This window comes from Blautia sp. HA3515, assembly GCF_059933065.1.
This window is the reverse complement of the sequence record NZ_JAYFUY010000103.1, coordinates 1-14,333: the sequence shown is the minus strand read 5'-3', so window position 1 is coordinate 14,333 and position 14,333 is coordinate 1. Positions and strand designations below refer to the sequence as shown.

At 43.5% G+C, this 14,333-nt stretch carries 8 protein-coding genes and 3 pseudogenes; 3 read left to right on the top strand and 8 right to left on the bottom strand.

The window, feature by feature from the left end; genetic code table 11:
• Positions 1-215: 215 nt before the first annotated feature.
• The 3 genes and pseudogenes from R1Y93_RS09130 to R1Y93_RS09120 form a co-directional block, all read right to left on the bottom strand.
• Positions 216-926: a carbohydrate ABC transporter permease gene (locus tag R1Y93_RS09130; RefSeq protein ID WP_500822568.1), complete on the bottom strand. Its 711-nt coding sequence runs from the start codon at positions 924-926 to the stop codon at positions 216-218.
• Between the two features lie 85 nt (positions 927-1,011).
• Positions 1,012-2,364 carry a hypothetical protein gene (locus R1Y93_RS09125; protein ID WP_173726642.1) on the bottom strand — a complete coding sequence of 451 codons (1,353 nt, stop codon included), beginning with the start codon at positions 2,362-2,364 and terminating at the stop codon, positions 1,012-1,014.
• Positions 2,365-2,448: 84 nt separating this feature from the next.
• Positions 2,449-3,460, bottom strand: a pseudogene (locus R1Y93_RS09120) (LacI family DNA-binding transcriptional regulator).
• A 448-nt stretch (positions 3,461-3,908) separates the two neighbouring features.
• Between R1Y93_RS09120 and R1Y93_RS09115 the strand changes: the two are divergent.
• Positions 3,909-6,347, top strand: a pseudogene (locus R1Y93_RS09115) (glycoside hydrolase family 94 protein).
• A 76-nt stretch (positions 6,348-6,423) separates the two neighbouring features.
• Here R1Y93_RS09115 and R1Y93_RS09110 read toward each other — a convergent pair.
• From R1Y93_RS09110 to R1Y93_RS09100, 3 genes and pseudogenes are all read right to left on the bottom strand, one after another.
• Positions 6,424-7,792, bottom strand: a pseudogene (locus R1Y93_RS09110) (MATE family efflux transporter).
• 451 nt (positions 7,793-8,243) lie between these two features.
• Positions 8,244-8,534: a hypothetical protein gene (locus R1Y93_RS09105; RefSeq protein ID WP_500822567.1), complete on the bottom strand. Its 291-nt coding sequence runs from the start codon at positions 8,532-8,534 to the stop codon at positions 8,244-8,246.
• 126 nt (positions 8,535-8,660) lie between these two features.
• Positions 8,661-9,410: a TraX family protein gene (locus tag R1Y93_RS09100; protein WP_500822566.1), complete on the bottom strand. Its 750-nt coding sequence runs from the start codon at positions 9,408-9,410 to the stop codon at positions 8,661-8,663.
• A gap of 326 nt (positions 9,411-9,736) precedes the next feature.
• On the opposite strand from R1Y93_RS09100, the gene R1Y93_RS09095 reads away from it, so the two are divergent.
• A complete protein-coding gene (locus R1Y93_RS09095; RefSeq protein ID WP_158420276.1) occupies positions 9,737-10,429 on the top strand; it encodes an iron-sulfur cluster assembly scaffold protein in 693 nt (230 codons plus the stop codon).
• A 28-nt stretch (positions 10,430-10,457) separates the two neighbouring features.
• A complete protein-coding gene (locus tag R1Y93_RS09090) occupies positions 10,458-11,468 on the top strand; it encodes a GGGtGRT protein (RefSeq protein WP_500822565.1) in 1,011 nt (336 codons plus the stop codon).
• Positions 11,469-11,598: 130 nt separating this feature from the next.
• On the opposite strand, the gene R1Y93_RS09085 is transcribed toward R1Y93_RS09090, so the two are convergent.
• Together R1Y93_RS09085 and R1Y93_RS09080 are read right to left on the bottom strand one after the other, a co-directional pair.
• Entirely contained in the window at positions 11,599-12,270 is a 672-nt protein-coding gene (locus tag R1Y93_RS09085; RefSeq protein WP_500822564.1) for an LbetaH domain-containing protein, read from the bottom strand.
• A partial coding sequence (locus tag R1Y93_RS09080) for a DNA topoisomerase (protein ID WP_500822563.1) occupies positions 12,267-14,333 on the bottom strand: 2,067 nt, incomplete at its 5' end. The genes R1Y93_RS09080 and R1Y93_RS09085, both read right to left, overlap by 4 nt.

The window sequence follows — 14,333 nt, the reverse complement described above, 5'->3', positions numbered from 1 at the left end:
CCACCACTCACCTACTACTACTACTACTACGACGCCACCCGTCACGATGACGTCACCTACCACCACGTCACCCCGCCCCCCCCTCATCCACACACACACACACATTATATATATGCTAGCTACCTACACACACACACACACACACACGCTATGAGATGCCACGCCACCCACACACCACCATCCACGCACGCGCCCGACGACGACGCCACCTCCCCTCAATATATATTAACCAGGGTATACAGCATGATCGGCTTTAACAGAGGAAGGGTAATGAACCGAAACTTCTTAAATCCGGTAGCTCCGTCAATATCTGCCGCTTCAAACAGTCCTGGATCAATTCCCAGCACTCCTGATATCAGAAGCAGGGTGGTATTTCCAAACCACATCCACCACAAGATCGTGGAAATCAGTCCGCGGCTTCCTGCCACGCTGGACATAAAATCAAAGTTTTTCCCAAGGATGCCCCAGTTTTTCAAAGACTGGGTAATGGGTCCATACTGGGAAAACATAGCCTTAAACAATACAGATACAGAAGCTGCAGTGATAATACTTGGAAGATAAACGATCACTTTCACTGCCCCTGTCCCTTTCACCTTAACCTTTGTATCCGTAAGCCATACAGCCAGTAAAAGAGAAACAAGGATCTGTGGAACAAAGTTGCAGCCCCACATTACCAATGTATTTTTCAGATAGCTCAGTACATAAGGACGCTCTCCTGCACTTAACCCAAGCACATTCAGAAAATTCTGAATGCCTGCAAAATCCACAAACTGCCTGCCATTTCTCTTATAATAAGAAAGGGTGCTGTAATAGAAAGTATTTATCAGCGGCCACAGTTGAAAGATCAGGTAAGTAATAAAAAATGGGGCAATAAAATAATATCCGTATCTTCCGTAATTAATTTTTTTCTTTTTCTTCTTATTCATAAATACCTCCTATGAAAGGTACTGCCCCTTCGTAAATGAAGAGGCAGTATCCATACAGGCAGCTGTTGTCAGCCTGGTTTCATCATTATTCTACGCTCAGGTAAGAGAAGGTATCATGGATTGATGCTTTCAGATCTGAAATTGCGGTATCAAGATCTTTCTCACCAGTTGCATAAGCCTTTGTCTGGGTATCCAGAAGAGAAAGGATCTGCTGATCTTCTGCTGTTACGGTAGAAGCATCCAGTCCATCTGCCAGAGGAAGGAAGAATTCCATAAAGTTCTGTCCTGCATCAGCATACAGATAACCATTTCCGTCTGCGGAAGCGCCGCTTTCAATGATCTTATTGATTGCTTCTGTGTTATTTACATAATCAGAATTCAGTGCATTGATGGCTACCATTCCATCTGTATCACAGGTAAAGAATTTCATGATCTTGCCAGCCAGTTCTGTATCAGCACACTCTGTTGTTGCAGCCAGTCCAGTGCCGCCCCAGTAGCATTTATTTGCTGTTGGAACAAGGATCGTATTGTTTTTCCATGTATCGCTTAAGCACCAGTAAGTAAACCATGGGCATCCCATATAAGCAATGGCTGCATTGCTGCTCTCGCCATCCCCGTCCATGTTTGCATACCAGTCAGCATTCCACTGATCTGTATTAAAGGTAAGCTCTTCGTCATACATCTTCTTTGCTGTTTCAAGATAAGTGGTGATATTGTCATCCAAAGTGATCACATCATTCTCATCATAGAAGCCTACAGTTCTGGAATTTGTAAGCATACGTTTGATCTCATCATAACCGGAGAACAGTTTGCACTTTCCACCGGATGCTTCCTTAACTTCTTCTGCTGTTGCGATAATAGTATCAAGATCTTTGAATTTCTCTGCCAGCTCAGCCGGATCTGTAGTTCCAAGATATTTTTCTGCCAGATCTGCACGTACCTGGAAGCATCCTGGTGTTGCCTGCCAGAACAGTGCACGTACATTACCGTCTGCATCTGTACCAAGATCAAGATCATACTGGTACATGTTCTTGTAATCGTCTTCTGTAATGCCCAGGTCTGCAACTGATTTTACCCAGTCACTGTTTACATATTTCTGAACATAATCAACTTCCAGTCCCATAAGATCCGGATATAATTCATTAGAAGGGTCATCCAGTACAGGATCCAGTTTGCCCTGATAATAATCAGATCCACCTGTATTTACAAATACGATTCTCTTATAATCATCCGGATATGCCTCTTTAAACGGACCATCCAGAATATTTTTAATGTCATCATTCCAGCCCCACACTACGAATGCATCATCAGCTGCGGAATCACCGGTAACTGTGTTGTCCGGTTCCTGGTCATCTTCAGCCATTACCGGTACTGCATATACGGAAAGTCCTCCAACCATTGCAGCGGTAAGTAAAACACTCATAAGCTTTCTCTTCATTTTTGCTACCTCCTTAATATATAATCCTTTTATTATTTACATTCATTTTGGTACTTCTTTTTCATTACATGACTACTGTAAAAATCACCCCAGCTTTTTTACCGATCTGCCCTGAAATAAAGTTCCATCCACTGTATAGGACCGGATCAGTGCTGTCTTTGGCTGTTCGATCAGCTCCACCAGCTTCTCTGCAGCGATCCTTCCAATGGCACTGGTATCCTGACACAGTGTGGTAAGCTTTGGTTCCATGATCCTGGCTATGTTATTCCCATCATAGCCTGCAATGGAAATATCCTCTGGAATCTTCAGATCTCTTTCCCGTATCTCATTAAACCCTCCAACTGCTGAAAGATCATCTGGATAAAGGATACAGGTAGGTGGATCCTTAAGCTCCAACAGCTCCCTGGTCTGCCTTGCAGACAGGTCTGCGTCCAGGTAACGTGCCGGCCTGACATATTCGTCCGGAACCTGGATCCCTTCTCTTTGCATCATCCGGTAAAAGCTGCTGAGACGCTTCTTCGTAACCGAAGTGTCATCTCCATAAATGTACGCAATCTTCCGGTGACCCTGGGAAAAGATATATTCCAGAAGTTCCTCCATTCCCTGTACATTGTTGGATAAAACAGAGATCCTGCCGTCACGCACATGGTCAATAGTAACAACTGGCACTTCTGATCTTAAAAGTTCCTGCACCTCCTCACTGTAAAAATCCACACAGGCCATTACCACCCCGTCCACGCCCCGGTATCTGCAATGCTCATAATAGCTCATCTTTTTTCCCGAAACATTTCCGCTGGTAAAGGTAATATCATATCCCTTGCTCTCTGCTGTACTTTTGAAGCTTTCCAGCACATGATTAAAATAAGCATGTGTCAGTCCGCTGTCAGCCCGATCCACAAAAAGCACGCCCAGATTGTAGCTTCTTTTTGTTTTCAGTGCCCTTGCAGATGAATTTGGCAGATACCCGAAGATCTTCTGCGGTTTTCTGGATCAGTGCTTTTGTCTCTTCCCCGATGTCCGGATAATCATTTAAAGCTTTGCTGACTGTCGCTACAGAAACATTACATTTCTTTGCGATTTCCTTCATCGATACCATAAGCCCTGTTGCCTCTTTACTTTCTTTGTTTTCCTAAATCGTTTTCGCATCTTCACTATATTACCTTATGCACAAAATATCAAGCATTTTTTGCTATTTTTTATGCTTTTTGCTTCCTTTCTCTCTCTATTTCACAAAATCATATTTTCAGTTTTTTTTTTCATAATCAACAAAGATGTATTCATTTTTCACGAAACCTTTTCGTAAAAATCCCTTGCTTTTTTACATTCTCTCAGATATAGTAAAGCTAAGATAATTATTCCATCTTATTTATAGGAATAACTTCTTTATATTTATATTTTTTCATATTGTTTTCTGAATGTTTCTTTTATTTCTATTGAATTATCAGAACTCATTCGTTTTCGCATATACTTTTTTCAGAGCTCCAAGCATGATTATAGGCATAACATCATGTCAGGCTCTAATCTTTGACAAGGGAGGATTTCCAATGAAATTCGGTTTCTTTGACGACGAAAAAAAGGAGTATGTGATTACAACCCCGGACACTCCTCTTCCATGGATCAATTCATCCGGGGATCTCAGGGCTTTTTCAGCCTCATCTCCAATACCTGCGGTGGTTACAGCTTTTATAAAGATGCAAAGCTGCTCCGGCTTACCCGTTACCGCTACAATAATCTTCCGGCAGATTCCAACGGAAAATACTATTACATAAAAGAAGGGGATGTGATCTGGAATCCTGGCACAATGCCCACCAGATACCCCTCCGGACGAATACCAATGCAGACACGGTCTTGGCTACAGCCGTTTCCATGGAGTCAAAAACCAGCTTTCTGCTGATCTTCTGGCTTTTGTGCCTGTAGACACTCCTTGCGAGATCAATGTACTTACCTTAAAAAACCAATCCGCTTCTGCCAAAAAGCTTTCCCTTTTTTCCTATGTAGAATTTTGTCTGTGGAATGCAGTAGATGATATGACCAATTTCCAGCGTAATTTAAGTATTGGTGAAGTAGAGATCCAGGGAAGCGCTATTTACCACAAAACAGAATACAGAGAGCGTAGAAATCACTACAGCTTCTTTTCTGTAAATACACCAGTTGACGGCTTTGATACAAGCAGGGATGAATTTCTGGGAGCGCGCCGGGGAAATGACCGGCCTCTGGCTGTAGAGCAGGGAAAATGTACCGGTTCTGTTGCCAGTGGATGGTATCCCATCGCCAGTCACCAGATCGATCTTGTACTTGCCCCAGGGGAAGAAAAAGAACTGATCTTCCTTCTTGGATATTGCGAAAATCCCCAGGAAGAAAAATGGGAAGCGCCAAATGTGATCCGCAAGACCACAGCCCTTGCCATGCAGGAAAAATACCATACTTCCGCACAGGTGCAGAAAGCATTCCAGGATCTGAACCATTACTGGGATGATCTGCTCTCCCGCTTTTTAGTAAACAGCCAGGATCCCCATGTAAACCGTATGGCAAATATCTGGAACCAGTACCAGTGTATGGTGACTTTCAACCTTTCCCGCTCTGCTTCCTACTACGAATCCGGTACAGGAAGAGGCATGGGCTTTCGTGATTCCTGTCAGGATCTTCTTGGCTTTGTCCATCTTGTACCTGAACGCGCCAGGGAGCGTATCCTTGATATTGCTGCCACTCAATTTGAAGATGGCAGTGCCTACCACCAGTATCAGCCGCTTACCAAGAAAGGCAATCTGGATATCGGAAGCGGATTTAACGATGATCCGTTATGGCTGATCGCAGCTGCTTCTGCTTACCTGAAGGAAACCGGTGATTTTTCTATTTTAGACGAAATGGTTGCCTTTGACTGCGACCCCTCCAAAGCTGAGCCATTTTTCCAGCATCTGCTTCGCAGCTTCCATTATACCTGTACCCACTTAGGTCCCCATAAACTGCCTTTGATCGGCCGTGCGGACTGGAACGACTGCCTGAACCTGAACTGCTTTTCCAGCGAGCCTGGGGAGCCATTCCAGACTACTGGTCCTTCCGAAGGTCCTGTGGCAGAATCAGTTTTCATTGCAGGAATGTTTGTAAAATACGGCAGGGAATTTCAAACCATCTGTGAAAAATATGGCCGCACAGAGGAAGCTCTTCAGGCAAAAGATGCAGTTGATGCCATGTACCAGGCAGTGCTTGCCTCCGGCTGGGATGGTGACTGGTTCCTTCGCGCCTATGACGCAACATCCCAAAAGATAGGCTCCCATGAATGTGAAGAAGGCCAGATCTATATTGAGCCACAAGGTTTCTGTGTAATGGCAGGGATCGGTGTAAAGGAAGGCCTGGCAGAAAAAGCACTGGATTCTGTAAAAGAACGGCTGGATACCAAATACGGAATCATGGTACAGCAGCCGGCTTACACCAGGTACTACCTGAATCTTGGGGAAATCTCCTCCTATCCGCCAGGTTATAAAGAAAATGCAGGTATTTTCTGCCATAACAATCCTTGGATTTCCATTGCAGAAACCGTGATCGGCAGAGGAAGCCGTGCTTTTCAGATCTATAAAAAGACCTGTCCTTCCTATATTGAGGATATCAGCCAGATCCACAGGACAGAGCCTTATATTTATTCTCAAATGATTGCAGGAAAGGATGCCCCACGGCACGGGGAAGCCAAAAACAGCTGGCTTACAGGCACTGCTGCCTGGACATTTGTAAATCTTTCCCAGGCCATCCTTGGCATACAGCCAAGCTATGACGGTTTGTGTGTAGACCCATGTATCCCTGCAGACTTTGGGGATTTCACTGTCACCCGCAGGTTTAGAGGCGCTGTATATCATCTTTTTATTTCTAATCCTGACCATGTTGAAAAGGGGGTAAAATATCTGGAAATCGACGGAAAGCAGATTTCCGGCAATCTGATTCCTTTTGAAGAGGGAAAGAAAGAATACCAGGTAACGATCCATATGGGATAAGACAATTAATAAGACATTTAATAAGCCAGTTTGCCCCAGGTGATTCCGGAGAAAACTGGCTTTTCTTTTATTTCTTTTATTTCTTCAACGGATCGATCTCCGCTTTATAAACATATCTAAGGAACAGCACGCAGATCACAAAGGAAAATAATTCTGCAATAGGGAATGACCACCAGGTAGCTTTGATCCCGCCTATCCGTGCCAGAATAAAGGCCGCCGGAAGAAGCACTACCAGCTGTCTTAACACAGATACTGCCAGACTTAAGAAGCCATGGCGCAGGGACTGGTATACAGAGGAGGAAACCACACTGAAACCAGCCAGCAAAAAGCTGAAACTGATAATGCGAAGAGCCAGGGGTTCCAATCTCCAGCATAGTATCTGAAGCACTGAATATATTCAGCAGGTCCTGAGGGAACAGCTGGAATACTGCAAATCCCAGAAGCATGATCCCAACCCCCATAGCCACGCTGATCCGAATCGTCTTGGTGATACGATCCGGCTTTTTGGCTCCGTAATTGTAAGAGATGATGGGCACCATACCATTATTCAGACCAAATACCGGCATAAATACAAAGCTCTGAAGCTTGAAATAAACACCAAATACTGCCGTTGCAGTAGAGGAAAATCCCATCAGGATCTTATTCATGCCAAAGGTCATAACAGATCCTACGGAAGCCATGATAATAGATGGAAATCCAACACTGTAAATATTTTTTACAACATTTGCGGACAGCTTATATTTCACTAGGGAAATATGAAGTTCCTTATTAATGTGATGATTTACAAAGTATCCTACAATAGCAGCAATAATCTGTCCTGTTACAGTGGCAAGGGCAGCGCCTGCCACCTCCATCCTTGGGAAACCGAAAAGGCCAAAGATCATGATCGGATCCAGAATAATATTCAGGATTGCACCCAGAAGCTGGGTCAGCATGGAATAAAACGTCCTTCCGGTTGCCTGCAGCAGCCTTTCAAATACAAGCTGCATAAACAGTCCAAAAGACATCATCCCGATGATCCTTACATAGACCGTTCCATAAGAAAGAATCTGAGGATCCTGTGTCTGCACGGCAAAGAATGTATGTCCGAAGACTCCGGTAAGCACGGCAAAAGTCAATGCACTTAACAGGCAAAGGATAATGCCGTTATTGGCAGCCCTGTTGGCATATTCTGTATTCTTCTCGCCCAGAGACCGTGACACAAGGGCATTGATACCTACACCGGTACCTGTACCTACTGCGATCATCAGGTTCTGTACAGGAAAGGCCAGCGAAACAGCTGTCAGTGCATTCTCATTTAGCTTTGCAACAAACATACTGTCTACAATATTATATAATGCCTGAACCAGCATGGAGATCATGATCGGGACAGACATTGATACAAGCAATTTTCCAACAGGCATAACGCCCATTTTGTTTTCTTTTTCCACGGCATTTTTTTCCATGAAAATCCCCCTCTCAATGTGTTTTGATGAATATTTTGACGCATCCGCTTTTTTGCGGTAACTTTATCTATTCTATAGCAGCGCATCATATATGTCAATCAAAACATCATAAAAAGAGGGGGGAGCTTTCACCGCCGAACTTTCACCGAACTTCCACAAGTGGTACAGTAAAAGAGTTCTTACAAATCTTATAGATTCTTATTTTATTATGCAGCAAAGATATGTTTCTATATCAGGGCTTCGTTTTCGGATTTCTCCCGCGCGCTTATTATCTCCAAGATTTGCAAAACTCGCTTCGCTCAGACACTGCAAATCTTGGAGAAACTAGCGCAGTCGAAATCTACGAAAGCCTCGCATGACATAGAAACATATGCTTTGCTGCATTTTAACGAACGATACTACTTTAATTTATCAAGTTTTTGTGTCATCCTAGTCTCAGGCTAAATCTTTTTCATTTTTCTTTAAGCCATCCACTGCTGCTAATTCTTCTTGTGGCGTAAACCATAATTCCCAGCGGTATCAAACATAATAGGCATGCAGCAGGTATATCATAATAGGCTGCCAAATAAACAATCACACCCATTATTGCATAAACAGTAAACCACCAGCCAATAAGCAGACTTGTATTTCTCACATTATATCCTTCTGTCTTTGCTCTCCGATTTAGCCATCCCAGTTTTCCATTAAATGCCAGTATCGCCAGTAAAACCATTCCCGGCAATCCAATCCTCAGTGGATACATACGCAGTTCCTCCTTTTTTATTTCAGACTATAATTCGTTGTTTTATATCCACTTATATTTAACCATTTTTAATCAGTTTCGGCAATATATTTCATCGTAAAAAGAGAAAACTTTTTCACAGACAATTTACATCTGGTAAAGCATACGCCTGATCAGGAACAGGATCAGGATATGCGCAGGGTAAAAAACATAGAAAAAGTATTTTGCCCATTTTCCCTTAATGAATCCTCTCTGCCCGTTATACATATTGATAGAAAGAAAAGCAAAGCATGCTTTCCATTCATAGATCAGCCAGCTTGTACCGATCACCGCCTGGGCTGCCCTCTTCTCCTTCAGCCAGTACATGATAAGAAGGAATACGTATCCTCTGTAGCTGTAATCTGCATGCAGGTTCCATGATACAGCAAAAAGCACGGCCATACAGATAAGCTGCATCAGCTGGTTATCCTTAAAATAATCCACTGCACAAAAAGCCAGATAACCCAAAAACAGTGTAAAAAACACATTCTGGGTAGACATATCAAAGAATGTCCCTTTATGTACCAGATCCCAGGGAATTTCTGAAATACAGGCAAAGATCAGTAGATTTCTTCCATATTTAAAGCGATTGTGTGTATGGATAAAGCCCTCCACCAGAAGAAAACAAAATATGGGAAATGCAGCCCTGCCCACATCCCGCATGATCCTGTAAACCGATATATCCGTACCTCCGAGAACAAATAGAGTCCTGGTGGCAGCTGCTGATTTCACCAGAAGAAATGCGGCTGTATGATCGATCAGCATGATCACCATAGCCAATACCTTTAGTGCACTGCCGCTTAAAACCCGGAACTTTTCCGGCATAAATGAATCCTGTAATTGCTTTGTCTGTTCCATCCTATACTCCTTTAACTTAGGTTTGCTTGTTCCAGCTTAATTTCATCTGCATGTGTATACCATATTTCTCTCCCCTCCAGCAACGTATCCGATAATTGCATTATAGTAAGTAAATCAGAAAAGTAAAGAAAATTTTTCCGGTGACTGTTGCTCATTTACTTTTTTTCTATGTTTTTTTACAAATTATGACTGGACGAATTGGGCATTTTGTGAGAGAATAACACCAGTAAAGCGTTCCGCTATGGGAGACTCCCTTAAGGAGCGCTACACTGAGTTGTTAGACTTTTAACAACATTAAGTTCACTAATACTGAAAGGAGTCTTAAAATGATTTACACTAAGGAAGTTGAAAACATGTGTCCTGTAGCTAAGGGCGCAAAACATGAGCCTGCTCCAATTCCTGAAGAAGGAAAATGGGTTCATTCCAAAAAAATTGAAGATATTTCTGGTTTTACACACGGCGTAGGTTGGTGTGCTCCGCAGCAGGGTGCATGCAAGCTGTCCCTGAATGTAAAAAATGGTGTAATCGAGGAAGCTCTTGTTGAAACGATCGGATGTTCAGGTATGACTCATTCTGCAGCTATGGCAGCTGAGATCCTTCAGGGCAAAACTATCCTGGAAGCTTTAAATACTGACCTTGTCTGTGATGCGATCAACACCGCAATGAGAGAATTATTCCTCCAGATCGTATATGGACGTACTCAGAGTGCTTTCTCTGATGACGGACTTGCTGTAGGTGCCGGACTTGAGGATCTTGGTAAGGGTCTTCGTTCCCAGGTTGGTACTATGTATGCTACAAAAGAAAAAGGTGTTCGTTACCTCGAGATGGCAGAGGGATATGTAACAGGTATCGCTCTTGACGAGGATAATGAAGTAATCGGATATCAGTTCGTTTCTCTTGGAAAGATGACCGACTTCATCAAAAAAGGTGATGATCCTAACACCGCATGGGAAAAAGCAAAAGGTCAGTATGGCCGTGTAGCAGATGCCGTTAAGATTATCGACCCAAGAGAAGAGTAATCAGGAAACGAAAGGAGACGAACATAAAATGGCATTATTTGAAAGTTATGAAAGAAGAATTGACCAGATCAATGCTGTATTAAACAGCTATGGTATCAGCTCTATCGAAGAAGCTGAGAAAATTACAAAAGATGCTGGACTTGACGTATATGATCAGGTAAAGAAGATCCAGCCGATCTGCTTTGAGAACGCTTGCTGGGCATACACTGTAGGTGCTGCCATTGCAATCAAAAAAGGCTGCAGAAAAGCTTCTGACGCTGCTGCTGCTATCGGAGAAGGCCTTCAGGCTTTCTGTATCCCAGGTTCTGTTGCTGACCACAGAAAAGTAGGTCTTGGCCATGGTAACCTTGGCAAAATGCTTCTTGAGGAAGAGACAGAGTGCTTCTGCTTCCTTGCAGGCCATGAGTCCTTCGCAGCTGCTGAGGGTGCTATCGGTATCGCAGAGAAAGCAAACAAAGTACGTCAGAAACCATTACGTGTTATCCTGAACGGTCTTGGAAAAGACGCTGCTCAGATCATTTCCCGTATCAACGGTTTCACATTCGTTGAGACAAAATATGATTACAAAGAAGCTAAATTAAATATCGTCTATGAGAAACCATATTCCAACGGTCTTCGTGCTACTGTTAAATGCTACGGTGCAGATGACGTTCAGGAAGGTGTTGCTATCATGCATCACGAGAATGTTGGTGTTTCCATCACTGGTAACTCCACAAACCCAACTCGTTTCCAGCATCCAGTTGCAGGTACATACAAGAAAGAATGTATCGAGCAGGGTAAGAAATACTTCTCCGTTGCTTCCGGCGGTGGTACAGGACGTACACTTCATCCAGACAACATGGCAGCAGGTCCTGCTTCCTACGGTATGACAGATACTATGGGACGTATGCACTCTGACGCTCAGTTCGCTGGTTCTTCTTCTGTACCGGCTCACGTTGAGATGATGGGTCTTATCGGTATGGGTAACAACCCGATGGTTGGTGCTACTGTTGCTGTTGCTGTTTCCGTTGAGGAGGCTGCTAAGGCTGGTAAGTTCTAATTCAAGATAATCTGATAAGTTCTAAATAAAATACCACCAGGTAACTTTTAGGTTATCCGGTGGTGTTTTTTTATATCATATTTTTTTGTTATATATTCTACGTCGTATGATGTTCTACACTATATATCCTTTACATTTCTCTTTTAGGAACCGGTTCCCCGTTTTTGAAGATGCTGTCAGACGGAACACAGCCACGTACAGAGGAAAGAGGATAAATATTGGTATTTCTGCCGATCACGGAGCCAGGATTCAGCACAGAACCGCAGCCTACTTCCACATGATCTCCCAGCATTGCGCCAAACTTCTTAAATCCGGTTTCTACCTGTTCCTGACCGTCTTTAACGATCACCAGCTTTTTGTCGGATTTCACATTGGAACAGATAGAACCAGCTCCCATATGAGACTTGTAGCCAAGCACAGAATCTCCCACATAATTATAATGGGGTACCTGCACACAATTAAAAAGTACTACATTCTTAAGCTCTGTAGAATTGCCTACTACACAGCCCTCTCCTACGATCGCCTTGCCTCTGATAAATGCACAGTGGCGCACTTCTGCGTTCTTACCGATGATAGCAGGTCCATGGATGCTGGCAGTAGGTGCTACCTGGGCTGATCTGGCGATCCAGATATCCCCCTCCAAATGCTCATACTCTGCCGGATCTAATGTATTTCCCAGCTTTATGATAAAATCTCCTATCTCCGGAAGTACTTCCCAGGGATAAGTCTTTCCTTCAAATAATTCTCCTGCAATCGTTTCATTCAGATCCAGAAGATTAGAAATGGTAAAATCCTTCATCATGATGATTTTCCTCCTTGTTTCCCGGAAGAAGCACTTCTGGTACTTCTCTCAGGCTTTTTATAATACTGTGCAGATGCATCAAAGAACTGACGCAGGGCATACTGATAATTGCTGGCTTCCACCTGATTGGTGCGGATGCGTACAAAATGTTCCAGCTTATCCATATATTCCTGCTCTGTAATAGATCCCTCTGCCACATAGGTCAGTCCCTTTTCCCAGCTTGCTGTAAGCTCCGGATTCAGAAGCTGACGGATGGAACAATTCACCACATCATAGATCATCTCACCTAAAAGTGTGGGAGTGATCATCTGTGTTTTCTTGTTCAGGGACAGATACTTGATATTAAACAACTTTTTCAGGATCTCTGCCCTGGTAGCACTTGTACCGATCCCGCTGCCTTTGATCTGTGCACGCAGCTCCTCGTCTTCAATAAGCTGTCCTGCATTTTCCATGGCAAGGATCATGGATCCTGAATTGTATCTTTTAGGAGGGGATGTTTCTCCTTCTTTAATATTCAAACTGTCCACGGAAAGTATATCATTTTTCTTCAGCTTCTGCAATGCACCAAGAAGCGCCGCATCACAGGCCACATCTTCACTGTCTTCCTCAGCCTTCCCTTCTGCTGCTTTCCCTTCTGTATCAGAAGCCTTCTTCCTTGCAAATGAATTGGCTGCGATCTTCAGGTATCCTTCACTTACCAGCACTTTAAAAGAAGAGAAAAAGGATTCATTCCCCATCCTGGTCACAAGGGAAACCTTCTGATACACTGCAGGAGGATAAAAAATGCACAGAAAACGTCTCACGATGGTCTCATAAACCCGCTGAGAAGTAAGGGACAGGCCTTTTAAGTTGCCAAGTCCCTGTCCTGTAGGTATAATGGCATAATGGTCTGTGATCTGCTTGTCATTTACATATCGTGTCTTGGCTATGGTTTTCCAGGTTCCCATAGAAAGAGCTTCTTTTGCAGCATCTGCCGCAGGCCCGTAATTCTGCAGCCCGGATATATTCTTAGAGATCACCTTTGCCACTGCTGTTGACAGTACCCTGGCATCGGTTCTTGGATAGGTAACCAGCTTTTTCTCATATAATTCCTGCACCACTGCCAGCGTTTCATCAGGGCTGATCTTAAATAGCTTGGAGCACACATTCTGCAGCTCTGCCAGGTTAAACAATAGCGGCGGATTCTTATTTTCTTTTTTACGTTCCACCTTCTCTACTGTACAGGACAAAGGCTGCACAGATGACAGGCTTTGGATCAGCTGTCTGGCATCTTCTTTTTTCTTAAAACCGTTTTCTTTATATAATACAGGGGACTGGAAATAAGAGCTGCCTTCTACTGCCCTCCATTCACCCTCGAATTTTTCTCCTTCAAGTACAATACTGCTGACCACACGGTAAAATGGTGTTTTCACAAAAGAACGGATCTCCCGTTCCCTGCGCACTACCATCCCAAGCACACAGGTCATTACTCTTCCTACGGAAATAGCCTGATATTTGGAACTTAGATAATTAGATACACTGTTCCCATAACGTAAAGTCAGTACACGCGAAAAATTGATCCCCATCAGATAATCTTCTTTTGCACGAAGGTAAGCAGAAGCTGCAAGATTGTTATATTCTGAAATATCCTTTGCTTCACGGATCCCCCGCATAATTTCTTCTTCTGTCTGAGAATCAATCCAAACTCTTTTTTCTTTTTTTCCTTTTACACCAGCCATCTGTGCCACCAGCCGGTAGATATATTCTCCCTCCCGCCCGGAGTCCGTGCACACATAGATGGTCTCTATATCCGGCCTGTTTAAAAGGCCCTTCACAATCTGAAACTGTTTCTGAACGCCTGGAATCACTTCGTATTTAAAGTCACGGGGCAAAAAAGGCAGGGTATCAAAACTCCACCTTTTGTATTTCATATCATATTTTTCAGGATAGCTCATAGTGACCAGGTGCCCTACACACCAGGTCACTACAGAAGTATCAGACTCCAGATAACCATCCCTTCTTTGTCCGTTGATCTTTAAAGCTTTTGCAAATTCCTGAGCCACACTGGGCTTCTCGGCTATGTA

What these genes read in the sequence shown, in the direction of transcription:
- R1Y93_RS09130 (WP_500822568.1), bottom strand. Translation starts at nt 926, where the DNA reads ATGAATAAGAAGAAAAAGAAAAAAATTAATTACGGAAGATACGGATAT.
- R1Y93_RS09125 (WP_173726642.1), bottom strand. Translation starts at nt 2,364, where the DNA reads ATGAAGAGAAAGCTTATGAGTGTTTTACTTACCGCTGCAATGGTTGGA.
- R1Y93_RS09105 (WP_500822567.1), bottom strand. Translation starts at nt 8,534, where the DNA reads ATGTATCCACTGAGGATTGGATTGCCGGGAATGGTTTTACTGGCGATA.
- R1Y93_RS09100 (WP_500822566.1), bottom strand. Translation starts at nt 9,410, where the DNA reads ATGGAACAGACAAAGCAATTACAGGATTCATTTATGCCGGAAAAGTTC.
- R1Y93_RS09095 (WP_158420276.1), top strand. Translation starts at nt 9,737, where the DNA reads ATGATTTACACTAAGGAAGTTGAAAACATGTGTCCTGTAGCTAAGGGC.
- R1Y93_RS09090 (WP_500822565.1), top strand. Translation starts at nt 10,458, where the DNA reads ATGGCATTATTTGAAAGTTATGAAAGAAGAATTGACCAGATCAATGCT.
- R1Y93_RS09085 (WP_500822564.1), bottom strand. Translation starts at nt 12,270, where the DNA reads ATGATGAAGGATTTTACCATTTCTAATCTTCTGGATCTGAATGAAACG.